This window comes from Pseudoclavibacter sp. 13-3 (genome assembly GCF_021168475.1).
GTDB lineage: Bacteria > Actinomycetota > Actinomycetes > Actinomycetales > Microbacteriaceae > Pseudoclavibacter_A.
In genome coordinates, this window is record NZ_JAJOZT010000003.1 from 270,755 (window position 1) to 288,872 (window position 18,118).

Annotated in this window: 18 protein-coding genes; 8 read left to right on the forward strand and 10 right to left on the reverse strand. The window is 66.9% G+C overall.

Going from position 1 to position 18,118, the window contains the following annotated elements:
• Window positions 1–99 precede the first annotated feature (99 nt).
• The 4 genes from LRX77_RS07310 (at window position 100) to LRX77_RS07325 (ending at window position 3,102) form a co-directional block, all read left to right on the forward strand.
• Entirely contained in the window at window positions 100–399 is a 300-nt protein-coding gene (locus tag LRX77_RS07310; RefSeq protein WP_231832248.1) for a WXG100 family type VII secretion target, read from the forward strand.
• A gap of 53 nt (window positions 400–452) precedes the next feature.
• Window positions 453–764, forward strand: a complete 312-nt coding sequence (locus LRX77_RS07315) for a hypothetical protein (protein WP_231832249.1) — start codon at window positions 453–455, stop codon at window positions 762–764.
• A complete protein-coding gene (locus tag LRX77_RS07320) occupies window positions 764–2,536 on the forward strand; it encodes a hypothetical protein (protein WP_231832250.1) in 1,773 nt (590 codons plus the stop codon). The genes LRX77_RS07315 and LRX77_RS07320 overlap by 1 nt, the downstream gene beginning before the upstream one ends.
• 74 nt (window positions 2,537–2,610) lie before the next feature.
• On the forward strand, window positions 2,611–3,102 hold the full coding sequence (locus LRX77_RS07325; protein ID WP_231832251.1) for a hypothetical protein: 492 nt from the start codon (window positions 2,611–2,613) through the stop codon (window positions 3,100–3,102).
• Window positions 3,103–3,137: 35 nt separating this feature from the next.
• Here LRX77_RS07325 and LRX77_RS07330 read toward each other — a convergent pair whose 3' ends face one another.
• The 8 genes from LRX77_RS07330 to LRX77_RS07365 all read right to left on the reverse strand — a co-directional run bounded on the left by LRX77_RS07330 (window position 3,138) and on the right by LRX77_RS07365 (window position 10,996).
• Complete coding sequence (locus tag LRX77_RS07330; protein WP_231832252.1) at window positions 3,138–4,481, reverse strand: dihydroorotase; 1,344 nt, start codon at window positions 4,479–4,481, stop codon at window positions 3,138–3,140.
• A 141-nt stretch (window positions 4,482–4,622) separates the two neighbouring features.
• The gene (locus LRX77_RS07335) at window positions 4,623–5,522 is read right to left on the reverse strand and encodes an iron-sulfur cluster-binding protein (RefSeq protein ID WP_231832253.1); all 900 of its coding nucleotides are present in this window, start codon (window positions 5,520–5,522) and stop codon (window positions 4,623–4,625) included.
• Complete coding sequence (locus tag LRX77_RS07340; RefSeq protein WP_231832254.1) at window positions 5,519–6,811, reverse strand: Zn-dependent hydrolase; 1,293 nt, start codon at window positions 6,809–6,811, stop codon at window positions 5,519–5,521. Before LRX77_RS07340 ends, LRX77_RS07335 begins: the two co-directional genes overlap by 4 nt.
• The gene (locus LRX77_RS07345; protein WP_231832255.1) at window positions 6,808–7,278 is read right to left on the reverse strand and encodes a hypothetical protein; all 471 of its coding nucleotides are present in this window, start codon (window positions 7,276–7,278) and stop codon (window positions 6,808–6,810) included. The genes LRX77_RS07340 and LRX77_RS07345 overlap by 4 nt, the downstream gene beginning before the upstream one ends.
• On the reverse strand, window positions 7,271–8,533 hold the full coding sequence (locus LRX77_RS07350; RefSeq protein ID WP_231832256.1) for an MFS transporter: 1,263 nt from the start codon (window positions 8,531–8,533) through the stop codon (window positions 7,271–7,273). Before LRX77_RS07350 ends, LRX77_RS07345 begins: the two co-directional genes overlap by 8 nt.
• A gap of 63 nt (window positions 8,534–8,596) precedes the next feature.
• A complete protein-coding gene (locus tag LRX77_RS07355; RefSeq protein ID WP_231832257.1) occupies window positions 8,597–9,526 on the reverse strand; it encodes a dihydroorotate dehydrogenase in 930 nt (309 codons plus the stop codon).
• Window positions 9,527–9,790: 264 nt separating this feature from the next.
• Window positions 9,791–10,552, reverse strand: coding sequence for an IclR family transcriptional regulator (locus LRX77_RS07360; RefSeq protein ID WP_231832258.1), 762 nt, complete (start codon window positions 10,550–10,552; stop codon window positions 9,791–9,793).
• Window positions 10,553–10,558: 6 nt separating this feature from the next.
• Complete coding sequence (locus LRX77_RS07365) at window positions 10,559–10,996, reverse strand: hypothetical protein (RefSeq protein WP_231832259.1); 438 nt, start codon at window positions 10,994–10,996, stop codon at window positions 10,559–10,561.
• A 63-nt stretch (window positions 10,997–11,059) separates the two neighbouring features.
• Between LRX77_RS07365 and metG the strand changes: the two genes are divergently transcribed.
• Genes metG through rsmA form a run of 3 tightly spaced genes read left to right on the forward strand, consistent with a single transcriptional unit; the run spans window position 11,060 to window position 14,520 of the window.
• The gene (gene metG, locus LRX77_RS07370; RefSeq protein WP_231832260.1) at window positions 11,060–12,655 is read left to right on the forward strand and encodes a methionine--tRNA ligase; all 1,596 of its coding nucleotides are present in this window, start codon (window positions 11,060–11,062) and stop codon (window positions 12,653–12,655) included.
• Between the two features lie 3 nt (window positions 12,656–12,658).
• Window positions 12,659–13,624 (forward strand): TatD family hydrolase, encoded by a 966-nt coding sequence (locus LRX77_RS07375; protein ID WP_231832261.1) that lies wholly within the window; start codon window positions 12,659–12,661, stop codon window positions 13,622–13,624.
• Between the two features lie 2 nt (window positions 13,625–13,626).
• Window positions 13,627–14,520 carry a 16S rRNA (adenine(1518)-N(6)/adenine(1519)-N(6))-dimethyltransferase RsmA gene (gene rsmA / locus LRX77_RS07380; protein ID WP_231832262.1) on the forward strand — a complete coding sequence of 298 codons (894 nt, stop codon included), beginning with the start codon at window positions 13,627–13,629 and terminating at the stop codon, window positions 14,518–14,520.
• Window positions 14,521–14,540: 20 nt separating this feature from the next.
• Here rsmA and LRX77_RS07385 read toward each other — a convergent pair whose 3' ends face one another.
• Window positions 14,541–15,884, reverse strand: a complete 1,344-nt coding sequence (locus tag LRX77_RS07385; protein WP_231832263.1) for an MFS transporter — start codon at window positions 15,882–15,884, stop codon at window positions 14,541–14,543.
• 51 nt (window positions 15,885–15,935) lie between these two features.
• Window positions 15,936–17,192 carry an L-2-hydroxyglutarate oxidase gene (gene lhgO, locus LRX77_RS07390; RefSeq protein ID WP_231832264.1) on the reverse strand — a complete coding sequence of 419 codons (1,257 nt, stop codon included), beginning with the start codon at window positions 17,190–17,192 and terminating at the stop codon, window positions 15,936–15,938.
• Window positions 17,193–17,305: 113 nt separating this feature from the next.
• Between lhgO and LRX77_RS07395 the strand changes: the two genes are divergently transcribed.
• Window positions 17,306–18,034, forward strand: coding sequence for a GntR family transcriptional regulator (locus LRX77_RS07395; protein WP_231832265.1), 729 nt, complete (start codon window positions 17,306–17,308; stop codon window positions 18,032–18,034).
• The last annotated feature ends 84 nt before the right edge of the window (window positions 18,035–18,118 follow it).

Below are 18,118 nucleotides of genomic sequence, written 5' to 3' on the forward strand. Positions count from 1 at the left end.
AGACGTGCCGACGTTATCGTCTGTGAGCTGCGAACCTCATAATGTGCTGATCACGAACGACGCCACTCGGCGTCGGCGCTGATCATCAGGAGGGTCATCATGGCGGGTTCGAGCATCTCGGTCTCATACGACGAACTGCAGGGCGCGGCAGCGCGGCTGGAGTCACAGAAGCAGACGATCATCGGCGAGCTCGACCGGGCACGGTCGCAGATCGCCGAGCTGGTCGGCGGCGGGTTCGTCACCCAGCATGCGTCAGGCAAGTTCAACACGGCGACCGAGCAGTTCGTGACCGGCTCGCAGCGTGCGATGGAAGGTCTCGCCGATCTCGGTCAGTATCTGCGGCAGACGGCGTCGGCGCTGCAGCAGGTCGACCAAGAACTCGCATCGCGCATCGGCTGAGCGACACTGATGAGTTTCGGCGGGCACGGCGAATCGAACAGGCAGGAACGAGCATGTCGACGACACTCGAACTGAGTCACAAAGTGCTGCACGATGTCGCCAGTGCGCTGAGCACTGCGCAGGGGGCAGATGCGCTGGCAAGCCTGGGCCGGGTGCAGACGGCAGACGGGCTCGACTACGGCGACGCCGGTGTGCAGGCGGTCATGTCACGAGTCGGCTGCGCCCTCGCCGCGGCGGCTCGGGTGCTCGTCGAGGGGTGCGAGCTCGGTGCCGCCGCCGCTCGAGCCATCTCGACCTCGGTCACCGCAGCCGACGAGCAGCTCGGTCTCGAAGCCGAAGAGCTGCGCGCCAGAGCTGGTCAGTGATGGCGAGCGTCGAGAGTGTGCTCACCGGTGACCATCCCGGGCGAGGCGACTTCGAATCGATCCATGGGCTGGGAACCCATCTCGGCCGGCAGACCGACGGCGTGCTGCAGGTGCATGCCGCGATCGTCCAGTCGCGCTCAGCACTCGCCGAGCAGCAGGCGGTCGCCTGCGGTCGAGCCGAGCTGCTGTTAGACCGACCGCAGCAGTTGGCTGTATCGCTCGGTGAGACGGCACAGCAGAGTTCCTCACAGCTGCACTGGTACGCCGGTGAGGTCTCTGAACTCGATCTGCAGGCCGAGCGCGTGCGCACTGATGCAGCCGATCGGCTGCGTCAGATCGCGAGGTGCCGTCAGCAGCTGATCGCGAGCGGCGGGTTCACCCAGATGGTGACGACCGGCTGGCGGGCTCCATCTGCGGCAGGCATCGACCGACTGGCACAGGCCGGCGTCCAGATCGCCGACGCCGAGCTGCAGCGCCGGGCCGGTCAGGCGGCCGAAGCAGAGCGAGTGCTGAGTCGCTGGCGGGCTCTGGAGGGCGAGGTCGAGGGCCTGATCGTCGCGTGGCAGCGGCTGCAGAGCCGACGCAGCGAGGTGAACACCGAGATGTGCGCCCGGTCGAACGGGCTGTCGCTGCCTGCGCAGTGCTCGGGCAGCGGCTATGACGGTGCGCTGGTCGCGATGCGCGGTCTGCACGGTTGGGCGGCTGACCCGGCATCGGCACAGGCCTATCTGCGCCAGGTGCAGCATGACCCGGCCGCCGTCAGTGCGTTCTGGGCGCACCTCGACGAGAGCGCTCGTGCGGCACTCATCGACGGTGCGTCGTGGCTCGTCGGCGGTCTGGGCGGCGTGCCATTCGTCGACCGGATCGCGGCCAATCGCCGCAGCGCCGAAGATGTGCTGCACGGCGCTGAGGAATCTCACCGGCAGTGGGAGCAGCGCTGTCCACAGGGCGAGGCGACCAACGGCGACTGTGCGATGATGCTGCCCCGCGCTCGCGAGCAGCTCGACTACTTTCGCGGCATCGTCTCTGGTGAACGGCAGCTGGTCGTCTTCGACCCGCGCAACGACCGTCTCGTCGAGGTCGTCGGCGACATCAGCCGGCCGGCGACGCATGTCATGACCTACCTGCCCGGTACCGGGGCCGACCTGCACGGCTTCTACCGCAACGAGACCCAAGAAGTCGCGAACTATCTCGTCCGCGATCTGAACGAGACGTCAGGTGTCAACGCTGTGGCGTTCGTCTACAAAGACGGGCCATGGGCGAGCTGGGCGGGGGAGCGCGCGAACACGAACGAGCGCTTTCTCTCTGGCCTCGGCAGCAGGGTGGCAGAATTCGAACACCAGGTTCGTGCTCAACCGCACCTCGCAGACGCCCAACGGGTGGGCATCGGCCACAGCGCGGGGCACACGATACAGCTGTCAGCCGAGGCGAATGGCGCTCAGCGCGACACCGTGTTGGGCATCGGCGGCGCCTATGCGCCCCAATCGTGGGATCCGGCCGCCGGAACCTCCTACTTCAGCTACAACTACGAGGGCGATGCCATTCGGCTCATCGACCGAGTCAGCGACACGAGCGAGAACGTGTCGCCGAGCGGAGCGAGGCTGCCGTATCAGACGGCCAGCGCCTCGGACTTCTTCGCACACCGGTTCTTTCCCGAGGTTGCAGGCGACTCGGCGTTCGACCAGCACAGTCGCATTGCCAAGGGGCCGGAAGAGAATGAGAGGCCGCTGAGCGCGATGAGCGATGACATCCTCGGAATGGAGCATCCATGAAATGGCCGTCAAGACCGGAGAGCCACAGCAATAGCACACACCAGCGAGCGGTGCCACCGAGTCGACTCCTTGCCATGCTCGTCATGATCGTGGCGACCAGTTTGCTGCTCAGCGCCTGCGTCCCGCCAAAGAAGCGCGCCGTCGAAGCCTTTCCGAATCTCGACACGGCGAAGACCAGCATGTTCGATCATCGCAATGAGATTCTCGCGCTGCTGCCGGCAGACTCGATCGTCGAGCACTACGGCTCGCCAGATCGCAAGCGGACGGTCTTCAAATGCAATGACGAAGAGACCCTCTTCCGCTGGCCGAGCACGAGTAGTACGACGGTCACCTCAGAGACGGATCTGTGGGCGCACGCGCATCAGGTCGAACAGGAATGGGGCTCACGTCCCGAATGGTCGCTGGAATGGGACGAGACGGCAGCCGGCACGACGAATCTCTTCATGAAGCATGAGAACGGCATGTCGCTCAACATGTTCATTCACAATGACACACACCTGCTGCGCATCGCCGGATTCACCGCCTGCTTCCCGATTCCGAACTACAACCGACTCTCGGAATACTGAGCCCACCGATGAAGCCCAGCGGTTCGACGTCCGGCTCAGATCAGCGAGCCGTGCACCTGCTCGCCGTCGATGAGTGTGGCCACCACCTGGCAGCCGAAGGTCACGCCCTGGAACGGGGTGTTGAGACCCTTCGTCAGCTGCGACGCCCCGTCGACGGTCTGCTCCTGCTGCTCGTCGACGAACACCAGCGTGGCCGGGTCTCCGGCGCGCACCGCGCTGTTCGCGACGTCGGGCAGACTGCCGATCGCAGCAGGCCGATCGTGCATGACACGGGTGATCATGCGCCAGTCGACGACTCCGTCGACCGCGGTCGCGGTGGCGACGACAGGCAAGGCCGTCTCGAGACCGGTCATGCCGAATGCCGCCTGCGACCAGCCGCACGACTTGCTCGCCACCGTGTGCGGTGCATGGTCGGTGCCGATCGTCTCGATCACGCCGTCGCTCAGCGCAGTGCGCAGCGCGAGCACGTCGTCGGTCGACCGCAGCGGCGGGTTCACCTTGAACATCGGTGAGGCCAGCGCCGAGAGTTCATCGGTCAGCAGCAGATGATGCGGGGTCACCTCGGTCGACACCGGCCACCCGTTCGCCTTGGCCGCACGAACCACCTCGACCGTGCGTCGCGTCGACACATGGCACACGTGCAGATGGCCGCCGGTCTCAGCGGCGAGAACCGCATCTCGAGCGACGATCGCGGCCTCGCCGCTCACCGGCCACGGATCGAGCCCGGTGCGCTCGGCGGCGAAGCCGGCGTTGAGCTGCCCCGAGCCGGCGAGAGCGTGCGATTGCGCGTGCTGTGCGACGGTCAGGCCCAGGGCCCCTGCGCGCTGCAGCGCGTCTTGCATGAGCCCGGCGTCGTCGACGCACCTGCCGTCATCAGAGAACAGAGTGACCCCGGCATCTGCCAGCTCTTCGATCGGCGAGACGCGCTCACCGGCCAGCCCGACGGTGATCGACCCGACCGGGTGCGCACGCACGCGCGAGGCCTGCGCGGCCTGCGCCCGCATCCACTGCACCCGCTCGGGAGTGTCGGTCACCGGGGTGGTGTTCGCCATCGCGAAGACGTCTGAGAACCCGCCGGCGGCAGCCGCGGCCAGACCGGTCGCGATGGTCTCTTGATCGCTGCCGCCCGGTTCGCGCAGGTGCACGTGCAGGTCGACGAACGCGGGCACGACGACGAGGCCGTGCCCCGCGACGACCCGTGCGGGCTGCGCATGCTGCAGCACCAGCGGGCGCAGGCGGGTGTCGAAGACGCCGGCGATGACCGGCCCGTCGATGAGCAGGTCACGCGGCTGCTCGCCATAGGGGCGCACGTCGGTGATCAGCACTGCAGACGTGGTTCGGGGGATGCCCTGGTGCGACTGTGCGGAATCCTGCGTCATCGAGTGCTCTCTTTTCTCTCTCGGGTGCAGCATCGGCTGCGGGTTGACGAGTTCGTGTCTCGCGCGGTCGGCCGCGTCAGCACGGCGACTGCGCGCGGGCCTGCACAGCCAACTGCATGACCGGCACCCGTCGAGGGTGCGTCAGACGACACGGGCATGTGCACAGTCTACGGAATGCGCTTCGGGCGGGTTCGGCCGCGGCTGCACGACCTCGGGAGCGGTCGCGCTCGCCGCGAAGACCGGTCCCTGCAGGCAGACTAAATCTCCGTCGCAGTCGGGGCGGGCGTCGAGCACGCATCCGTGGCAGTAGCCCATGCCGCAGGCCATCTTCTGTTCGACAGAGACCTGCACCGGTATGTTCCACCGCTGGCTCAGGCGCACGGCCAGATTCGTCAGACGACGTGAGCCGCAGACCAGTATCGTGGCCGGGGGGACCGCGTCGAACCGCCGGCACAGGCGGCTCTCGAGCAGCAGCGGGTCGCTGGTGCCGTCAGAGTCCAGCACTCGGACCGTGCTGTCCAACGCGTTGCCGACGACCTCGGTCACGGCGAGTGACGATTCGGCATCACGGCTGCTGGCGATCAGACACACATCGACCCCAGCGGCGACGAGCCGGTTGGCCGCGAAGGCGAGTGACGGCATGCCGACGCCTCGACCGAGCATCAGCACGTGCCCCGCCCCGGGCAGATCATAGCCGCGCCCCAGCGGCCCCGCGGCAGAGATCGTCTCGGCCTCGGCCGCCATCAGACGTGTGCCCCGGCCGATGATGCGGTAGACGAAGTCGACCAGACCTGAGTCGGCGTCGGCAGCTGAGACGGCCATGGGGCGAGGCAGCACGGTGAGCTGTCGACTGCTGAGATCCCAGGCCGTGACCATGAGAAACTGACCCGGTCGTGCCGCACGCGCGAGCTCCGGCGCGTGCAGCGTGACCAACCGGTACTGGGGGTTGATCTGCTGGTGCCGCACGGGCGCGAGGCGATCGTCGAGCAGCACGTGCCTCGGCCAAGCTGGCAGCGTCTTCAGCCGATAGTGCTCGCTCATGACGCCGGCTGTTCGTCTGCCATGTCGAGCGCCGTGAGCAGCCCGGTCAGCGCCTGCACGCCGCGAGCGATGTCTTCGGCGCGACTGAACTCGTCGGGAGAGTGCGACACCCCGTGGTGCAGACTCGGCACGAACAGCATTCCGGTCTCACAGACGCGACTGATCTGCTGCGTGTCGTGGCTCGCCCCGCTGGCGAGCACACGGTGCACCATGCCCAGACGGTCGGTTTCGCGCGACGCGAGTTCGATGATGCGGCGAGACAGCAGGGTCGGCGCGGTGTCTGCGATCAGATGCGCGTCGAGCGAGGTGTCGTGCAGTGCGGCGGTCTCTTTGGCCCGCGCGATCAGCGTGAGAGCTGTCTGGCGTTGGCGATCGGTGTCGACATCGCGGATGTCGACGTCGAGTGTCACCTCGCCCGGAATCGTCGTCATGGAGTTCGGCGATGCGATGATTCGCCCGATCGTGATGCGCGTGCCGAAGTGCTCTGCGTCGAGGGCGAGGTCGTTGGCCGCGAGCACGATCGCCGAGGCGCTGACCAGGGCGTCGTGACGCGCGAGCATGGGCGTGCCCCCGGAATGAGAGGCGACACCGTGCACTGTGAGGCGCAGCCGGGTGCTTCCCGAGATCGTGTCGACGAGGCCGATGTCGTCTGCACCGTCTGCGAGCACGCTGCCCTGCTCGATGTGCATCTCGATGAATGAGTCCCAGTCTTCTCTGCGCCACCGTGCCTCGTCGAGACGGTCGGGGTCGAGCCCGACCGAGCGCATGGCCTCGAGCACGCTGATGCCGTCGCGGTCGCGCAGCTCGCCGAGCGCCTCGGCGTCGGTCGTGCCGGCGGCGAGCCGTGAGCCGTTGCACGCCTGACCGAATCGGGCGCCTTCTTCGTTGGCGAAGGCGACGAACCGCAGCGGATGCCGTGGGTGGTAGTCATCGGCCGCGAGCGTTTGCGCGCACAGCATCGCCGCGACCACACCGACGATGCCGTCGAACCGCCCACCATGGGGCACGGAATCGAGGTGGGAGCCAGTGCCGATGCCGTCTGGGCGCCCGTCACCCGGCAGCTCGGCGATCGTGTTTCCCGCCGCGTCGCTGTGCACAGACAGCCCCAGATGAGACATGAACGTGGCGAAGACCTGGTGCGCTTCGCGTTCGAGCGGTGTATAGCCGAGACGTGTGACGCCCTCGGCGCCGTGCGTCTCGCTCAGTGCAGCGAAGCGATCGATGAGCTCGTCGACGCCGGACACGTCCAGAGCGACCTGCTCGGCTGCTGTGCTGTTGCCCTCGGTCATTCGTGTGCCTCTCTCACGACGTTCTCGCGGCCGCTGATCTCAGCCGCGGTGAACAATGCCTGGGTCGACCCGACGACAGAGATCCCGTCGGGATCTGAACCCTCGGGAGCGAACAGCCCGATCACGGCAGCATGCTCACCCGACCCGCGTGGGGCATCCCCGGTCGTCTCGGAGACCAGCCGCAGCCCGGCGTGCAAGCTCACGGCGACCCCGATCACGAGGTCGGCGGTCCTCCCGCCGACCTGCAGAAACGTGGTGTCGTGCGGCAGCCTCGAGCCGATCTCGGCTGCGACCCGCCGCAGCAGAGTGGGGCGGCAGAACGCGCTGAACCACTGGGTCTCGTCGCTCGGGTCTGAGACCTCGGCCCTGATGTCGATGAGCAGGTCGCTGCGCCACCGTGCGTCGTGAGCCTGCAGGCTCGAGAGCTCGCGGGCCTCGACTGCCTGTGAGTCTCGGTTCTCAGGCATGGTCGAGCTCCTTGCCCTTCTTGTCGGGAATGAGGAACATCGTCACGAAGGCGATCAGATAGATCGCAGGGAGCAGCGCCAGCGCATAGGCGAAGCCATGGTCGGTGGCGAGCGCCGCGATCACGATCGGGCCCAGGCCGCCGCCGATGAACCGCCCGGTGTTGTACAGCACGTTCTGCGCGGTGGCGCGGATTCTGGTGGGGTAGAGCTCCGCGAGCAGAGCGCCGTAGCCGCCGAGCATGCCGTTGGCGAACATGCCCATGACGAAACCGCCGATGAGCAGACTGGTCTCTGTCGTGAGCTGGCTGTAGACGAGCACGCTGACGGCGGCACCCACCTGGAAGATCCAGAAGGCGGGTCGGCGCCCGATGCGGTCGGCGATCTGCCCGAAGACCACGATGCCGAGCATCATGCCGAGCACGGTCACCGCCGTCCACACCCCGGTCGAGGTCAGAGACAGCTCGCGCTGCTTGCTCAGGTAGCTGGGCAGCCAGGTCATGATGCCGAAGTATCCGAAGTTCTGCACCGTGGTCAGAATGATCATCGCGATCGAGGTGGTCGCGATTCGGCGGTTCGCGAACAGGGCGAGGATGCGACTGCTGGTCTTGCCGGGCTCCTGCTGTGCTTTGCCGGCGTTTTCGAGAAAGACGCGGGACTCCGGCAGTGTCAGGCGAATGACAATGGCGATGACCGCCGGGATCACCCCGACGGCGAAGAGCCCGCGCCACCCGAATGCGCCGATGATGGGGGCCGAGGTCAGTGCGGCGACCAAGACGCCGCACTGGAACCCGATGCCCACCCACGATGTGGCCCGTGCGCGGTGACCGGGCCGGGCGGCCTCGGCGGCGAGGGTCATGCCGATGCCGAATTCGGCACCGATGCCCACGCCGGCCAGGAACCGGAAGACCGCGACCATCTCGAAGTTCGGCGCGAGCGCGGTGAGCCCGGTGAACACGGCGAAGAAGATCACCGAATAGGTGAGCACCTTGACCCGGCCCAAGCGGTCGGAGAGCACGCCGAACAGCAGACCGCCGACCAATGCGCCGAACAGCGTGATGGTGGTGAGGCTCCCGGCCACGGTCTGCGAGACGCCGAACGTCGAGATGATGCCGGACATCGCGAATCCGAGGATCAGCAGGTCCAAGCCGTCGAGGCTGTGTCCGAGCGCCGACGAGAAGATCGCCCGGCGCTCGTACTTTCGTGCGGCGAGATCATCGTGTTGTGGTGCGGCGGCTTGTTGTGCTGCAGCGGTCATGAGAACTCCTCTGGTGAACTGGTGGGGTGAGTGATGTGAACGGGCGTGGGATGCAGCGGTGCGTCAACCGGTGCGGAGCGTGCCGACGAGGTCGTCTGGCGTCCGGGCGCCGCACTGCTGCAGGGCGTCGGGCAGCGCAGCGATGATCTCGTTGATCGCTGCGGGACGTGAGAAGAGTGCGGTGCCGATCTGCACCGACGCGGCACCGGCGATCAGGAAGGCCAGGACGTCGTCGACGCTGCTGATGCCACCGCATCCGATCACAGGAATGCCGAGTGCCGAGGCAGCCTCGTAGACGAGCTTCAGTGCGAGCGGCTTCACCGCAGGGCCGGAGAGGCCGCCGGTGACGTTGCCGAGGACGGGGCGACGGCTCTGTACGTCGATGCCCATACCCGGAAAACTGTTGCACACGGTGACCGCGTCTGCACCGGCGCACTCGGCGGCCTGGGCCGTCGCCACGATCGAAGCGGTGGCTGGTGTGAGCTTGGCGATGAGCGGGCGGGCGGTCAGCGGACGCAGCCGGCGCACGACGGTGTCGACCCCGGACGGCGTCGCGCCGATGATTCCGAGCCGATGATCGAGATTGGGGCACGAGAGGTTCACCTCGTATGCGGTGATGCCGCTGTGCTCGACGCGTTCGAGTGCCTGGAGCATGGCGGCGTAGTCGTCGACAGACGTTCCGCCGATGCTCACGATCACCGTTGCGTTCATCGCGGCATAGCGGGGCAGCACCTCGTCGATGAAGGCGGCACCGCCCGGGCTGGGAATGCCGACCGCGTTCAACATGCCCAGACCGGCGTCGTGCAGTCGTGGCGCGGAGTTCCCGCCTCGCCGCTGCACGAAGATCGTCTTGGTCACGACCGCACCGAAGACCGAAGCGTCGACGACGTCGGCGAGCTCTGGGCCGAAGCATCCCGAAGCGGGCATCACAGGCGTGCTGAGAGGCAGAGCTGGAGCGGCCAGACGTGAGTGAATCACAGGTCTGTCGTTCATCTGGTCACCGCCTTCGATTTCTGTGGGAGCTGCGCTGAAAGGCAATAGTAGGTGGCCTCCGAGCTGCGTTGACGACGGGCAGGAGCCCTCTTCGCCGCAGACGGCGGACAGGTAACACGCTCGAATCAAATGAGTCCGCTGTGCGGGATGGCGGGGCTTCGATGCTTCACTGTGTGGCCGCTGTAACATCGATGAAACGCTGTGAACAGCAGGTAACAGTTGTGCGCAGCCGGGCATCGGCTGCGAGCGAGACGACCGGATGCGTCAGACCGGGCTGCTCGATTCCCAGCCCAGTTCTGACGAGAGCCGCGCGGCGCACTGAGATGCGAGCTGCTGCAGATGACGCTGCGCGGCGACAGACTGCACACGCTGAACCGGAACGGCCACGGTCACCGATGACCGAACCCTCCCGGCGGCATCATGCACGGGGTAGGCGACTGCCCAGATGCCGTCATCGAGTTCGGAATCGCAGATGTCATAGCCCCGTTCGCGTATCGTGCCGAGGTGCGTGGTGAGCTGTTCGGGCGACGTCACGGTGTCGCTGGTGAAGCGGGTCGTCGTCAGCGTCGAGAGAATGGCGGCTCGTTCGGAAGGCGGCTGCCAGGCGAGCAGCATACGGGCCGAGGCCGCCGCGTATACCGGCATGATCTGGCCGATGCGCACGAAGAGCTGCAGAGGGTGCCGTGATCGTGCGAGCGCCACGCACACGGCCTCGCGGGCGCTCCATTCGCAGACGAAGACGGTCTCTCCGGTCTGCTCGCTCATCTCGATCACCGGCTGAGGCGTGACAGCCGAATTCGTGCTGCTCTTCTCGGCGATGTCGGTCAGAGCGTGGCCGATGTGATAGAGGCGTTGCTGCGCGGAGTAGATGACGAAGCCGGTCTCGGCCAGCGTCATCAGCGCCCGGTGTGCGGTGGAGTGGGCGATTCCTGTGTCGGCACAGAGATCACGCAGCGAAGCTCCTCGTCGATGCTCGGCGACTGCCGCCAGCAGGGCAAGTCCGCGCTCGAGACTCTGAACACCCATGCAATGTCAGCGGCCGTCGTCCAAGCACCGTGTCGGCACATGGGGCGGGATGAGATGGGCGTCGTCTGGGAGGACAGTGCCGATCGAGGTCACCTGCACGTCTTTGGAACGGGTCGCCGCGATGAGCGCGCTCACAGAGGGATAGGCCTCGGGAACGACCGTGACGATGGCAGCGCGCTTGCAGTCTGCGGCGAAGTCCGTGCTGAAATAGAGCACGCCTTCGTCGTCGGCCACGGTGACGAGTGGAACACCGAGTTCACGGGCGACCACGTGCCCCAGCAGGGCATTGGGCACTTCGTGTCGAACGATGACCGCCTGAGCGCTGTCGCCGCTGAGCTCTTGGGCGAGACGCGCGCCCAACGACTCCCAGACCTGAGGGTCGCTCTCTTGCAGAGCGGGACCGTTCTCACGGGCGACACGTAGCAGTTCATCAGCAGTGCTCATCACAGGTTCTCCTCGCCGACAGTGTTGGCATGACTGAGAGTAGCAGGCCGTAGAATAGAGGTCATGGCCAAGCGCGACTCCTTCTTCATCACCACCCCCATCTTCTACGTGAACGACGTGCCCCACATCGGGCACGGCTACACCGAGGTGGTCTCAGACGTGCTGGCCCGCTGGCACAGGCAGCGCGGCGACGACACCTTTCTGCTGACCGGCACCGACGAGCACGGGCAGAAGATTCTGCGCACCGCCACGGCCAACGAGGTGACGCCGAAGCAGTGGGCCGATCGCCTCGTCGAGTCAGCTTGGAAGCCGCTGCTGAAGACGCTCGACATCTCGAACGACGACTTCATCCGCACCACCGACCAGCGCCACGAAGACAACGTGAAGGTCTTCTTGCAGCGCCTCTACGACCGCGGGTTCATCTACACCGGCGAGTTCGAGGGCTACTACTGCGTCGGCTGCGAGGAGTACAAGCAGGAGAGCGACCTGGTCGACGGTGTGGGCGACTTCGCCGGTCAGAAGGTCTGCGCGATTCACTCGAAGCCGGTCGAGCTGCTCAAAGAGAAGAACTACTTCTTCAAGATGAGCGAGTTCACGAAGCCGCTGCTCGATCTCTACGAACAGCACCCTGACTTCATTCAGCCCGCCAGCGCACGCAACGAGGTCGTCTCGTTCGTGAAGCAGGGGCTGACCGATCTGTCGATCTCACGCTCGAGCTTCGACTGGGGCATCAAACTGCCGTGGGACGAATCGCACGTGCTCTACGTGTGGATCGACGCACTGCTCAACTATGCGACTGCGGTCGGCTACGGGCAGGACGACGAGGCGTTCGAGCGCCGCTGGCCCCCGCAGGTGCACATCGTCGGCAAAGACATCCTGCGTTTCCACGCGGTGATCTGGCCGGCGCTGCTGCTCGCGGCCGGGCTCGACCTGCCGCAGCACGTCTTCGGCCACGGCTGGCTGTTGGTCGGCGGCGAGAAGATGAGCAAGTCGAAGCTCACCGGCATCGCGCCGACCCAGATCACCGACGTGTTCGGTGCCGACGCGTTCCGCTACTACTTTCTGCGGGCCATCACCTTCGGCCACGACGGTTCGTTCTCGTGGGAGGACATCGCCGCGCGCTACGAGGCCGAGCTCGCCAACGGCTTCGGCAACCTGGCCTCGCGCACGCTCGCGATGATCGCGAAGTACTTCGACGGCGCCGTTCCCGAGGCCGGCGAGCCCACCGAGGCCGACCAGGCGATCGTCGATCTGGTCGCCGAGATCCCGGCGAAGGCTGACGCGGCGATCGCAGAGTTTCGCACCAACGATGCGATCAGCGAGATCTGGCGTCTGGTCGACGCTCTCAACGGCTACATCACCGAGCAGGAGCCCTGGGCCGTCGCCAAGCGCGGCGAGACCGAGCGGCTCGGCACGATTCTGCACACCGTCTGGTTCGGGCTGGGGGCGCTCGACGTGCTGCTCTCGCCGGTGATTCCCGAGGCCGCGGCGAAGCTCTGGGAGGTGATCGGCACCGGTGCGATCACCGACGTGACCATCACCGAGGCCGACCAGTGGCAGCAGCATGCGGCGCCGACCGTGCACGCGATCGAGGCGCTGTTCCCGCGTGTCGATTCGTCCGAGGTGCCCGAGACTCCCGTGCCCCAGCACCAGGCGTAGTCGATGGGTCACAAACACCGCGACCACAGCTATCCGCCGGCGCCCGAGCCACTGCCGGCCCCGGTCTACGACAACCACACGCACATCGAGCCCTGGCTCGAGGATGCGATCCTCACGCCCGCCCGTGAGGCTGCGGCCGCTGCGGCGCGTGAGGCGAGCGGTGCTGCGGACGCCATCGCCGGCAACGTCGATCGCACCGACTTCCCGAGTGCGGAGGTCGAGAACGCGCCCGCCGACTGGGTCGAGCAGCTCGATCGAGCCGAGGCCGTCGGCGTGGCCGGCATCGTGCAGGCGGGCACGACCATGGCATCCTCGCGCTGGGCGGCGGAGCACGCGGCGCAGGACCGCCGCATGCTCGCCGGCGTCGCGATCCATCCCAACGAGGTGCCCGCCTACGTCGACGCGGGCGTGCTCGACGATGCGCTCGTCGCACTCGATCGGCTCGCGGCCGAAGACCGGGTGCGCGTGGTCGGTGAGACCGGGCTCGACTTCCACTACACCGAGCCAGAGCGCTTCGCCGACCAGATCGACTCGTTCGAGCGACACATCGAGATAGCGAAGACGCACGGGCTGGCGATGCAGATTCATGATCGCGACGCGCATCGAGAGGTCGTCGAGGCGCTGCTGCGGGTCGGTGCCCCCGAGCGCACGGTGTTCCACTGCTTCAGCGGCGATGCCGAGCTGGCTGACATCTGTGCCGACCATGGCTGGTACGCGTCGTTCTCGGGCACGGTGACGTTCAAGAACGCCGAGAACCTGCGCGAGGGGCTGCGGCGCATGCCCCGCGATCACATCCTGGTCGAGACCGACGCGCCGTATCTGACGCCGATGCCCTATCGTGGCCGGCCGAATGCGCCGTATCTGCTGCCGAACACGCTGCGATTCATGGCCGAGACGCTTGAGACGCCGGTCGCAGAGCTCGCCGGGCAGATCGCCGCGACCACTGTGCGTGTCTACGGGGAGTGGTGACGATGGCGGTGCAGCTGTTGGGCCCGGCGCAGGTGCGCGCGCTCGCCGAGCGGCACGGCGTGACCCCGACGAAACGGCTGGGGCAGAACTTCGTGATCGACGCCAACACGATTCGGCGCATCGTAGCCGCGGCCGGGGTGCGTGCCGACGACCGTGTGCTCGAAGTCGGCCCGGGGCTCGGGTCGCTGACGCTGGGGCTGCTCGAGGTCGCCGATGACGTGACGGTCGTCGAGTTGGATCCCGGTCTGGCGGGGGCGCTGCCGGGCACGATCGCCGAACAGGCGCCTGGCCGCAGCGTGCGGGTGATTCGGGGAGACGCGGCCAAGGTCACCGCCGCCGACTGGGCCGAGGCCCGGGACGATCGCCGCACTGCCGGCGCCGACGACGGGCCCACAGCGGTCGTCGCAAACCTGCCGTACAACGTTGCCGTGCCGATCATGCTGCATCTGCTCGAGACCTTTCCGAGCATCCGCCGTGTGCTGGTCATGGTGCAGTCAGAAGTGGCCGATCGCGTCGCGGCCGCACCGGGCAGCAAGATCTATGGTGTGCCGAGCGTGAAGGCGGCCTGGTACGGGCCGTGGCGGCTCGCCGGATCCGTCGGCAAGCACGTGTTCTGGCCGGCCCCGAACGTCACGTCTGGGCTGCTCGCCGGCGACATCCGCCCGATCGCAGACCGCCCTGGTGGTGAGACGCTGCGGCTGTCGACCTTTCGTGCGGTGGACGCCGCCTTCGCGCAGCGGCGAAAGACGCTGCGTCAGTCGCTGGCCGGCCTGGTTGACGGGCCGCACCACGCCGAAGCGCTGCTGCGCTCTGCCGGTGTGGATCCGGGGCTGCGTGCCGAACGGCTCGGGCTCGACGAGTTCGTCGCGATCGGCAGGGCGCTCGCCGCTCGGTGATGAGCGGCGAGCGCCGAACGTCAGTTCTTGCCCTCGCTGAACTTGCGACCCTGGTCGAACAGTGCTCCGACCACGACGACGATGCCCGCGGCGACCAGCACGATTCCGACTCCGAAGGTTGAGTTCGTGGGTGACGCCGTGACGAGTGAGAGCGCTCCGAGCGGCGCCAGCGCACCAGCGATGGCGGTGCCGACCTCTCGTGCCGTGCCCACTCCGGTCGAGCGCGAGTCAGTGGGGAACTGTCGGCTCAGGAAGGCCCCCTGAGACGAGAACATCATCGGGGCGAGCACACCGGTTCCGACGCCGATGGCCAGGTAGACCGTCCACGGTTCGGCGATCTGCAGCAGCCACAGGAAGACGAAGGCGAAGACGGCGGCGAACGCGCCCCCGAGCATGATCACGCGCTTGCTGCCGATGCGGTCGCACAGGGCGCCGAAGACCGGCACGGTCACGATGGCGATCAGGCCTGCGACGGTGATGGCCGTCGAGTTGAGGTTGGCTGACACGTGCTGGAACTCTGCCAGATACGCCACTGAGAAGGTCTTGAAGATGTAGCTCAGCGCGTTGTAGCCGATGGCGACCACCAGCACGACGAGCAGTCCGCGCCAGTGCCGGCGCATGACCTCGGCGAAGGTCACCGTGCGCTTGTGCTCTTTGACCGCGGTGAACTCGGGTGATTCGGGCATCCGCTCGCGCACCCACAGGCCGATGCCGACCAGCACGATGCTGGCGATGAAGGGAATGCGCCAGCCGCCTGCCATCAGGAAGTCATCGCCGTTGATGGTCATCACGGCGATGGTGCCCGATGAGAGCACGAGCCCCAGGTTCAGACCGAGGGCGGGCCAGGCGCCCTGTCGACCGCGATGCTCGGGGCGGGCGTGCTCGTAGGCGTTCACCGCTGCGCCGGCGTACTCGGCGCCGGCGCCCATGCCCTGCACGATGCGCACGATCACCAGCAGGGTCGGGGCCCAATAGCCTGCCGTCTCGAAGCTCGGCAGCACACCGATGAGGGCGGTGGCGATGCCCATCAGCAGAAAGGTCATCACCATCGTCTTCTTGCGGCCGATGCGATCGCCGAGATGCCCGAAGACGATGCCGCCGACGGGGCGGGCGATGAACCCGATGGCGAAGGTCGCGAAGGCCTTCAGCGTTGCGGCCTGGGTGTCGCCGGCGGGAAAGAACACGGTGCCGAAGACGATGGCCGCCATCGTCGCATACAGATAGAAGTCGTACCATTCGACGGCTGTGCCGACCACAGTCGCGACGGCCACCCGGCGCAGGCGCAGTCGCTCCTGCTCAGGAGTCTCGACGGTGTGGCCGGACGTCGGGCCAGATGGCTGGAGCGGTTTCTCGGTGATGCTCACAGAAGTACCTCATTGTCTTTCGTGTGCGGATGTGATGGTGGTCGGAGTCGGTCAGTGGTCGCCTGCAGCGGTGAGACGTCGCGTATCGAGCCCGTGCTGCTCGGTCGCCTGAGCGACGATGTGCTCGGCGATGGCCATCGACGAGGTGGCGCCTGGTGAGGGAGCATTGCGCACGTAGGTGGCGTGTCCGCCGTGCTGGATCACGAAGTCGTCGACCAGTGAGCCGTTCTTCCACATCGCCTGCGCACGGATGCCGCGGGTGGCTCGGTGCCCCTGCGCACCGGCCAGCGCGGGCACGAACCGCGAGGCATCGGTGACGAACCGCTGGGCGGAGACCACCCCGCCCAGCTGCTGAGCGGCGGTGGGCAGGTTCTGCAGGGCGAACTTCCAGAAACCGGGGTTGGCAGCGGTCTTGAGCGTATCGCCCACGTCGAGACCGAGGCCGTGATAGCCCTCGCGCGAGAATGACAGAAAGGCGTTGGGGCCGACCATCAGCCCCCCGTCGATGCGCCGGGTGATGTGCACACCCAAGAACGGATACGCCGGATCGGGCACGGGATAGACCAGGCCGCGCACGGCATCCTCATGCGCACGGTCGATGATCACGTACTGACCGAAGAAGGGCACGATCGCCGGGTACGCGGGCTGACCCGAGGCGCGCGCGATGCGGTCAGACTGCAGCCCGGCGCAGACGACGGCGAAGTCGAAGCGCTGTGCGGTGCCGTCTTCGAAACGCACGTCGACACCGTCGGAACGATCTTCGAGGCGCTGCACGCCGCTGGACAGGCGCACCTCGCCGCCGGCGGCCACGACATCGGCAGCCAGCGCGCGGGTGACGGCGGGGTAGTCGATGATGGCGGTGTGCGGCGAGTGCAGGGCTCGCGTGCCGACGGCTCCAGGCTCGACATCGGCCAGCTCGGCGCGGTCGATCAGGCGCACATCAGGCACGCCGTTGGCCACCGACTTGGCGAAGATGCCCTCGAGGCGTTCCTCTTCGACCGGGTTCTGAGCGACCACGACCTTGCCGCACTCGTCGTAGGGCAGGCTGCGCTCGGCACAGAAGGCGCTGAGCAGCTCGACTCCTCGCCGGCAGAGGGTGGCTTTGAGACTGCCGGGTTCGTAGTACAGGCCCTGGTGCACGACGCCGGAGTTGTGCCCGGTCTGGTGGGCGCTGAGCGAGGCTTCCTTCTCGAAGAGGGTGACATGTGCGTCAGGGTGCTTCAGCGTGAGCTCCCGGGCGACTGCGGCGCCGATGATGCCGCCGCCGATCACGGCATACTCGTGAGTGGCTGGTGAGTTCGTGGTCATTTCATGTGCTCCTGTGCTGCTGATCGAAAAGTGACTCTTCGCCTGACGGTGCCGGTGCGTCTCGGCGACTGCCGCGGGCGGTGGTGCCTGTGCGCTGTGGAAGAATAGCGAGCGTGAAGAGAATCGATCGCTCGGGCACCCTCACCGATCAGACGGTGCGACGGCTGCATCGGGCGATTCTCGCCGGCGAGCTCGAACCCGGGGTCTGCTACTCCGCGACTGCCCTCGGCGAGCAGCTCGGAGTCTCGCGCACCCCGGTTCGTGAGGCGGCGCTGCAGCTTGAGCACATGGGTCTGGTCACCATCGAGCGCAACCGTGGTGTCCGCATTCTGCCGGCCACCCTGGAGCACCTGCTGCAGGGCTTTGAGCTGCGCCTGATGCTGGAGCTTCCTCTTGTCGAGCGGGCGGTGCACGAGGCCGATGAGACTGAGCGGTCGGCCGTCGAACAGGTCTACGAGAGATTTGGCGAAGCGGCTGCACGCGGCGATGACCGGGCGACGCTGCACGCCGACCGCGACTTTCACACCGCGCTGCTGAGGGGCGCGCACAATGACCGCGCTCTGACTGCGCTCGAAGATCTCCGAACCATGGTGCTGGTGAGCGGAGTCGGCACAGTCCCGACCTCGCGATCGGCCGAAGAGTGCTTCGCCGATCACGCCGAGGTCTACGAGGCGTGGCAGCGTCGCGATGCTGCCGAGACGCGAACGGCTCTGGGCGCGCACATTGTCAACACTGCGAGCCTCCTGATCAGACAAGAGAGCAGAAGGCGCCCCGAATTCGTCGAGAACAGCGAAGGGCGAGAGATCGACGCCGCTGAGCGACTCGGCTGGCTGGTCATCTGAAGCGAGCACAGAAACCTCTCTTGCTGGGCGCTGCATGTCGAACCTCTTGACGTGACGATTCCGACGCTGGAACCGTGATAGCGA

Bases quoted from the DNA above. Each gene is read 5' to 3' on its own strand.
- LRX77_RS07310 (WP_231832248.1), top strand. From the start codon at position 100: ATGGCGGGTTCGAGCATCTCGGTCTCATACGACGAACTGCAGGGCGCG.
- LRX77_RS07315 (WP_231832249.1), top strand. From the start codon at position 453: ATGTCGACGACACTCGAACTGAGTCACAAAGTGCTGCACGATGTCGCC.
- LRX77_RS07320 (WP_231832250.1), top strand. From the start codon at position 764: ATGGCGAGCGTCGAGAGTGTGCTCACCGGTGACCATCCCGGGCGAGGC.
- LRX77_RS07325 (WP_231832251.1), top strand. From the start codon at position 2,611: ATGCTCGTCATGATCGTGGCGACCAGTTTGCTGCTCAGCGCCTGCGTC.
- LRX77_RS07330 (WP_231832252.1), bottom strand. From the start codon at position 4,481: ATGACGCAGGATTCCGCACAGTCGCACCAGGGCATCCCCCGAACCACG.
- LRX77_RS07335 (WP_231832253.1), bottom strand. From the start codon at position 5,522: ATGAGCGAGCACTATCGGCTGAAGACGCTGCCAGCTTGGCCGAGGCAC.
- LRX77_RS07340 (WP_231832254.1), bottom strand. From the start codon at position 6,811: ATGACCGAGGGCAACAGCACAGCAGCCGAGCAGGTCGCTCTGGACGTG.
- LRX77_RS07345 (WP_231832255.1), bottom strand. From the start codon at position 7,278: ATGCCTGAGAACCGAGACTCACAGGCAGTCGAGGCCCGCGAGCTCTCG.
- LRX77_RS07350 (WP_231832256.1), bottom strand. From the start codon at position 8,533: ATGACCGCTGCAGCACAACAAGCCGCCGCACCACAACACGATGATCTC.
- LRX77_RS07355 (WP_231832257.1), bottom strand. From the start codon at position 9,526: ATGAACGACAGACCTGTGATTCACTCACGTCTGGCCGCTCCAGCTCTG.
- LRX77_RS07360 (WP_231832258.1), bottom strand. From the start codon at position 10,552: ATGGGTGTTCAGAGTCTCGAGCGCGGACTTGCCCTGCTGGCGGCAGTC.
- LRX77_RS07365 (WP_231832259.1), bottom strand. From the start codon at position 10,996: ATGAGCACTGCTGATGAACTGCTACGTGTCGCCCGTGAGAACGGTCCC.
- metG (WP_231832260.1), top strand. From the start codon at position 11,060: ATGGCCAAGCGCGACTCCTTCTTCATCACCACCCCCATCTTCTACGTG.
- LRX77_RS07375 (WP_231832261.1), top strand. From the start codon at position 12,659: ATGGGTCACAAACACCGCGACCACAGCTATCCGCCGGCGCCCGAGCCA.
- rsmA (WP_231832262.1), top strand. From the start codon at position 13,627: ATGGCGGTGCAGCTGTTGGGCCCGGCGCAGGTGCGCGCGCTCGCCGAG.
- lhgO (WP_231832264.1), bottom strand. From the start codon at position 17,192: ATGACCACGAACTCACCAGCCACTCACGAGTATGCCGTGATCGGCGGC.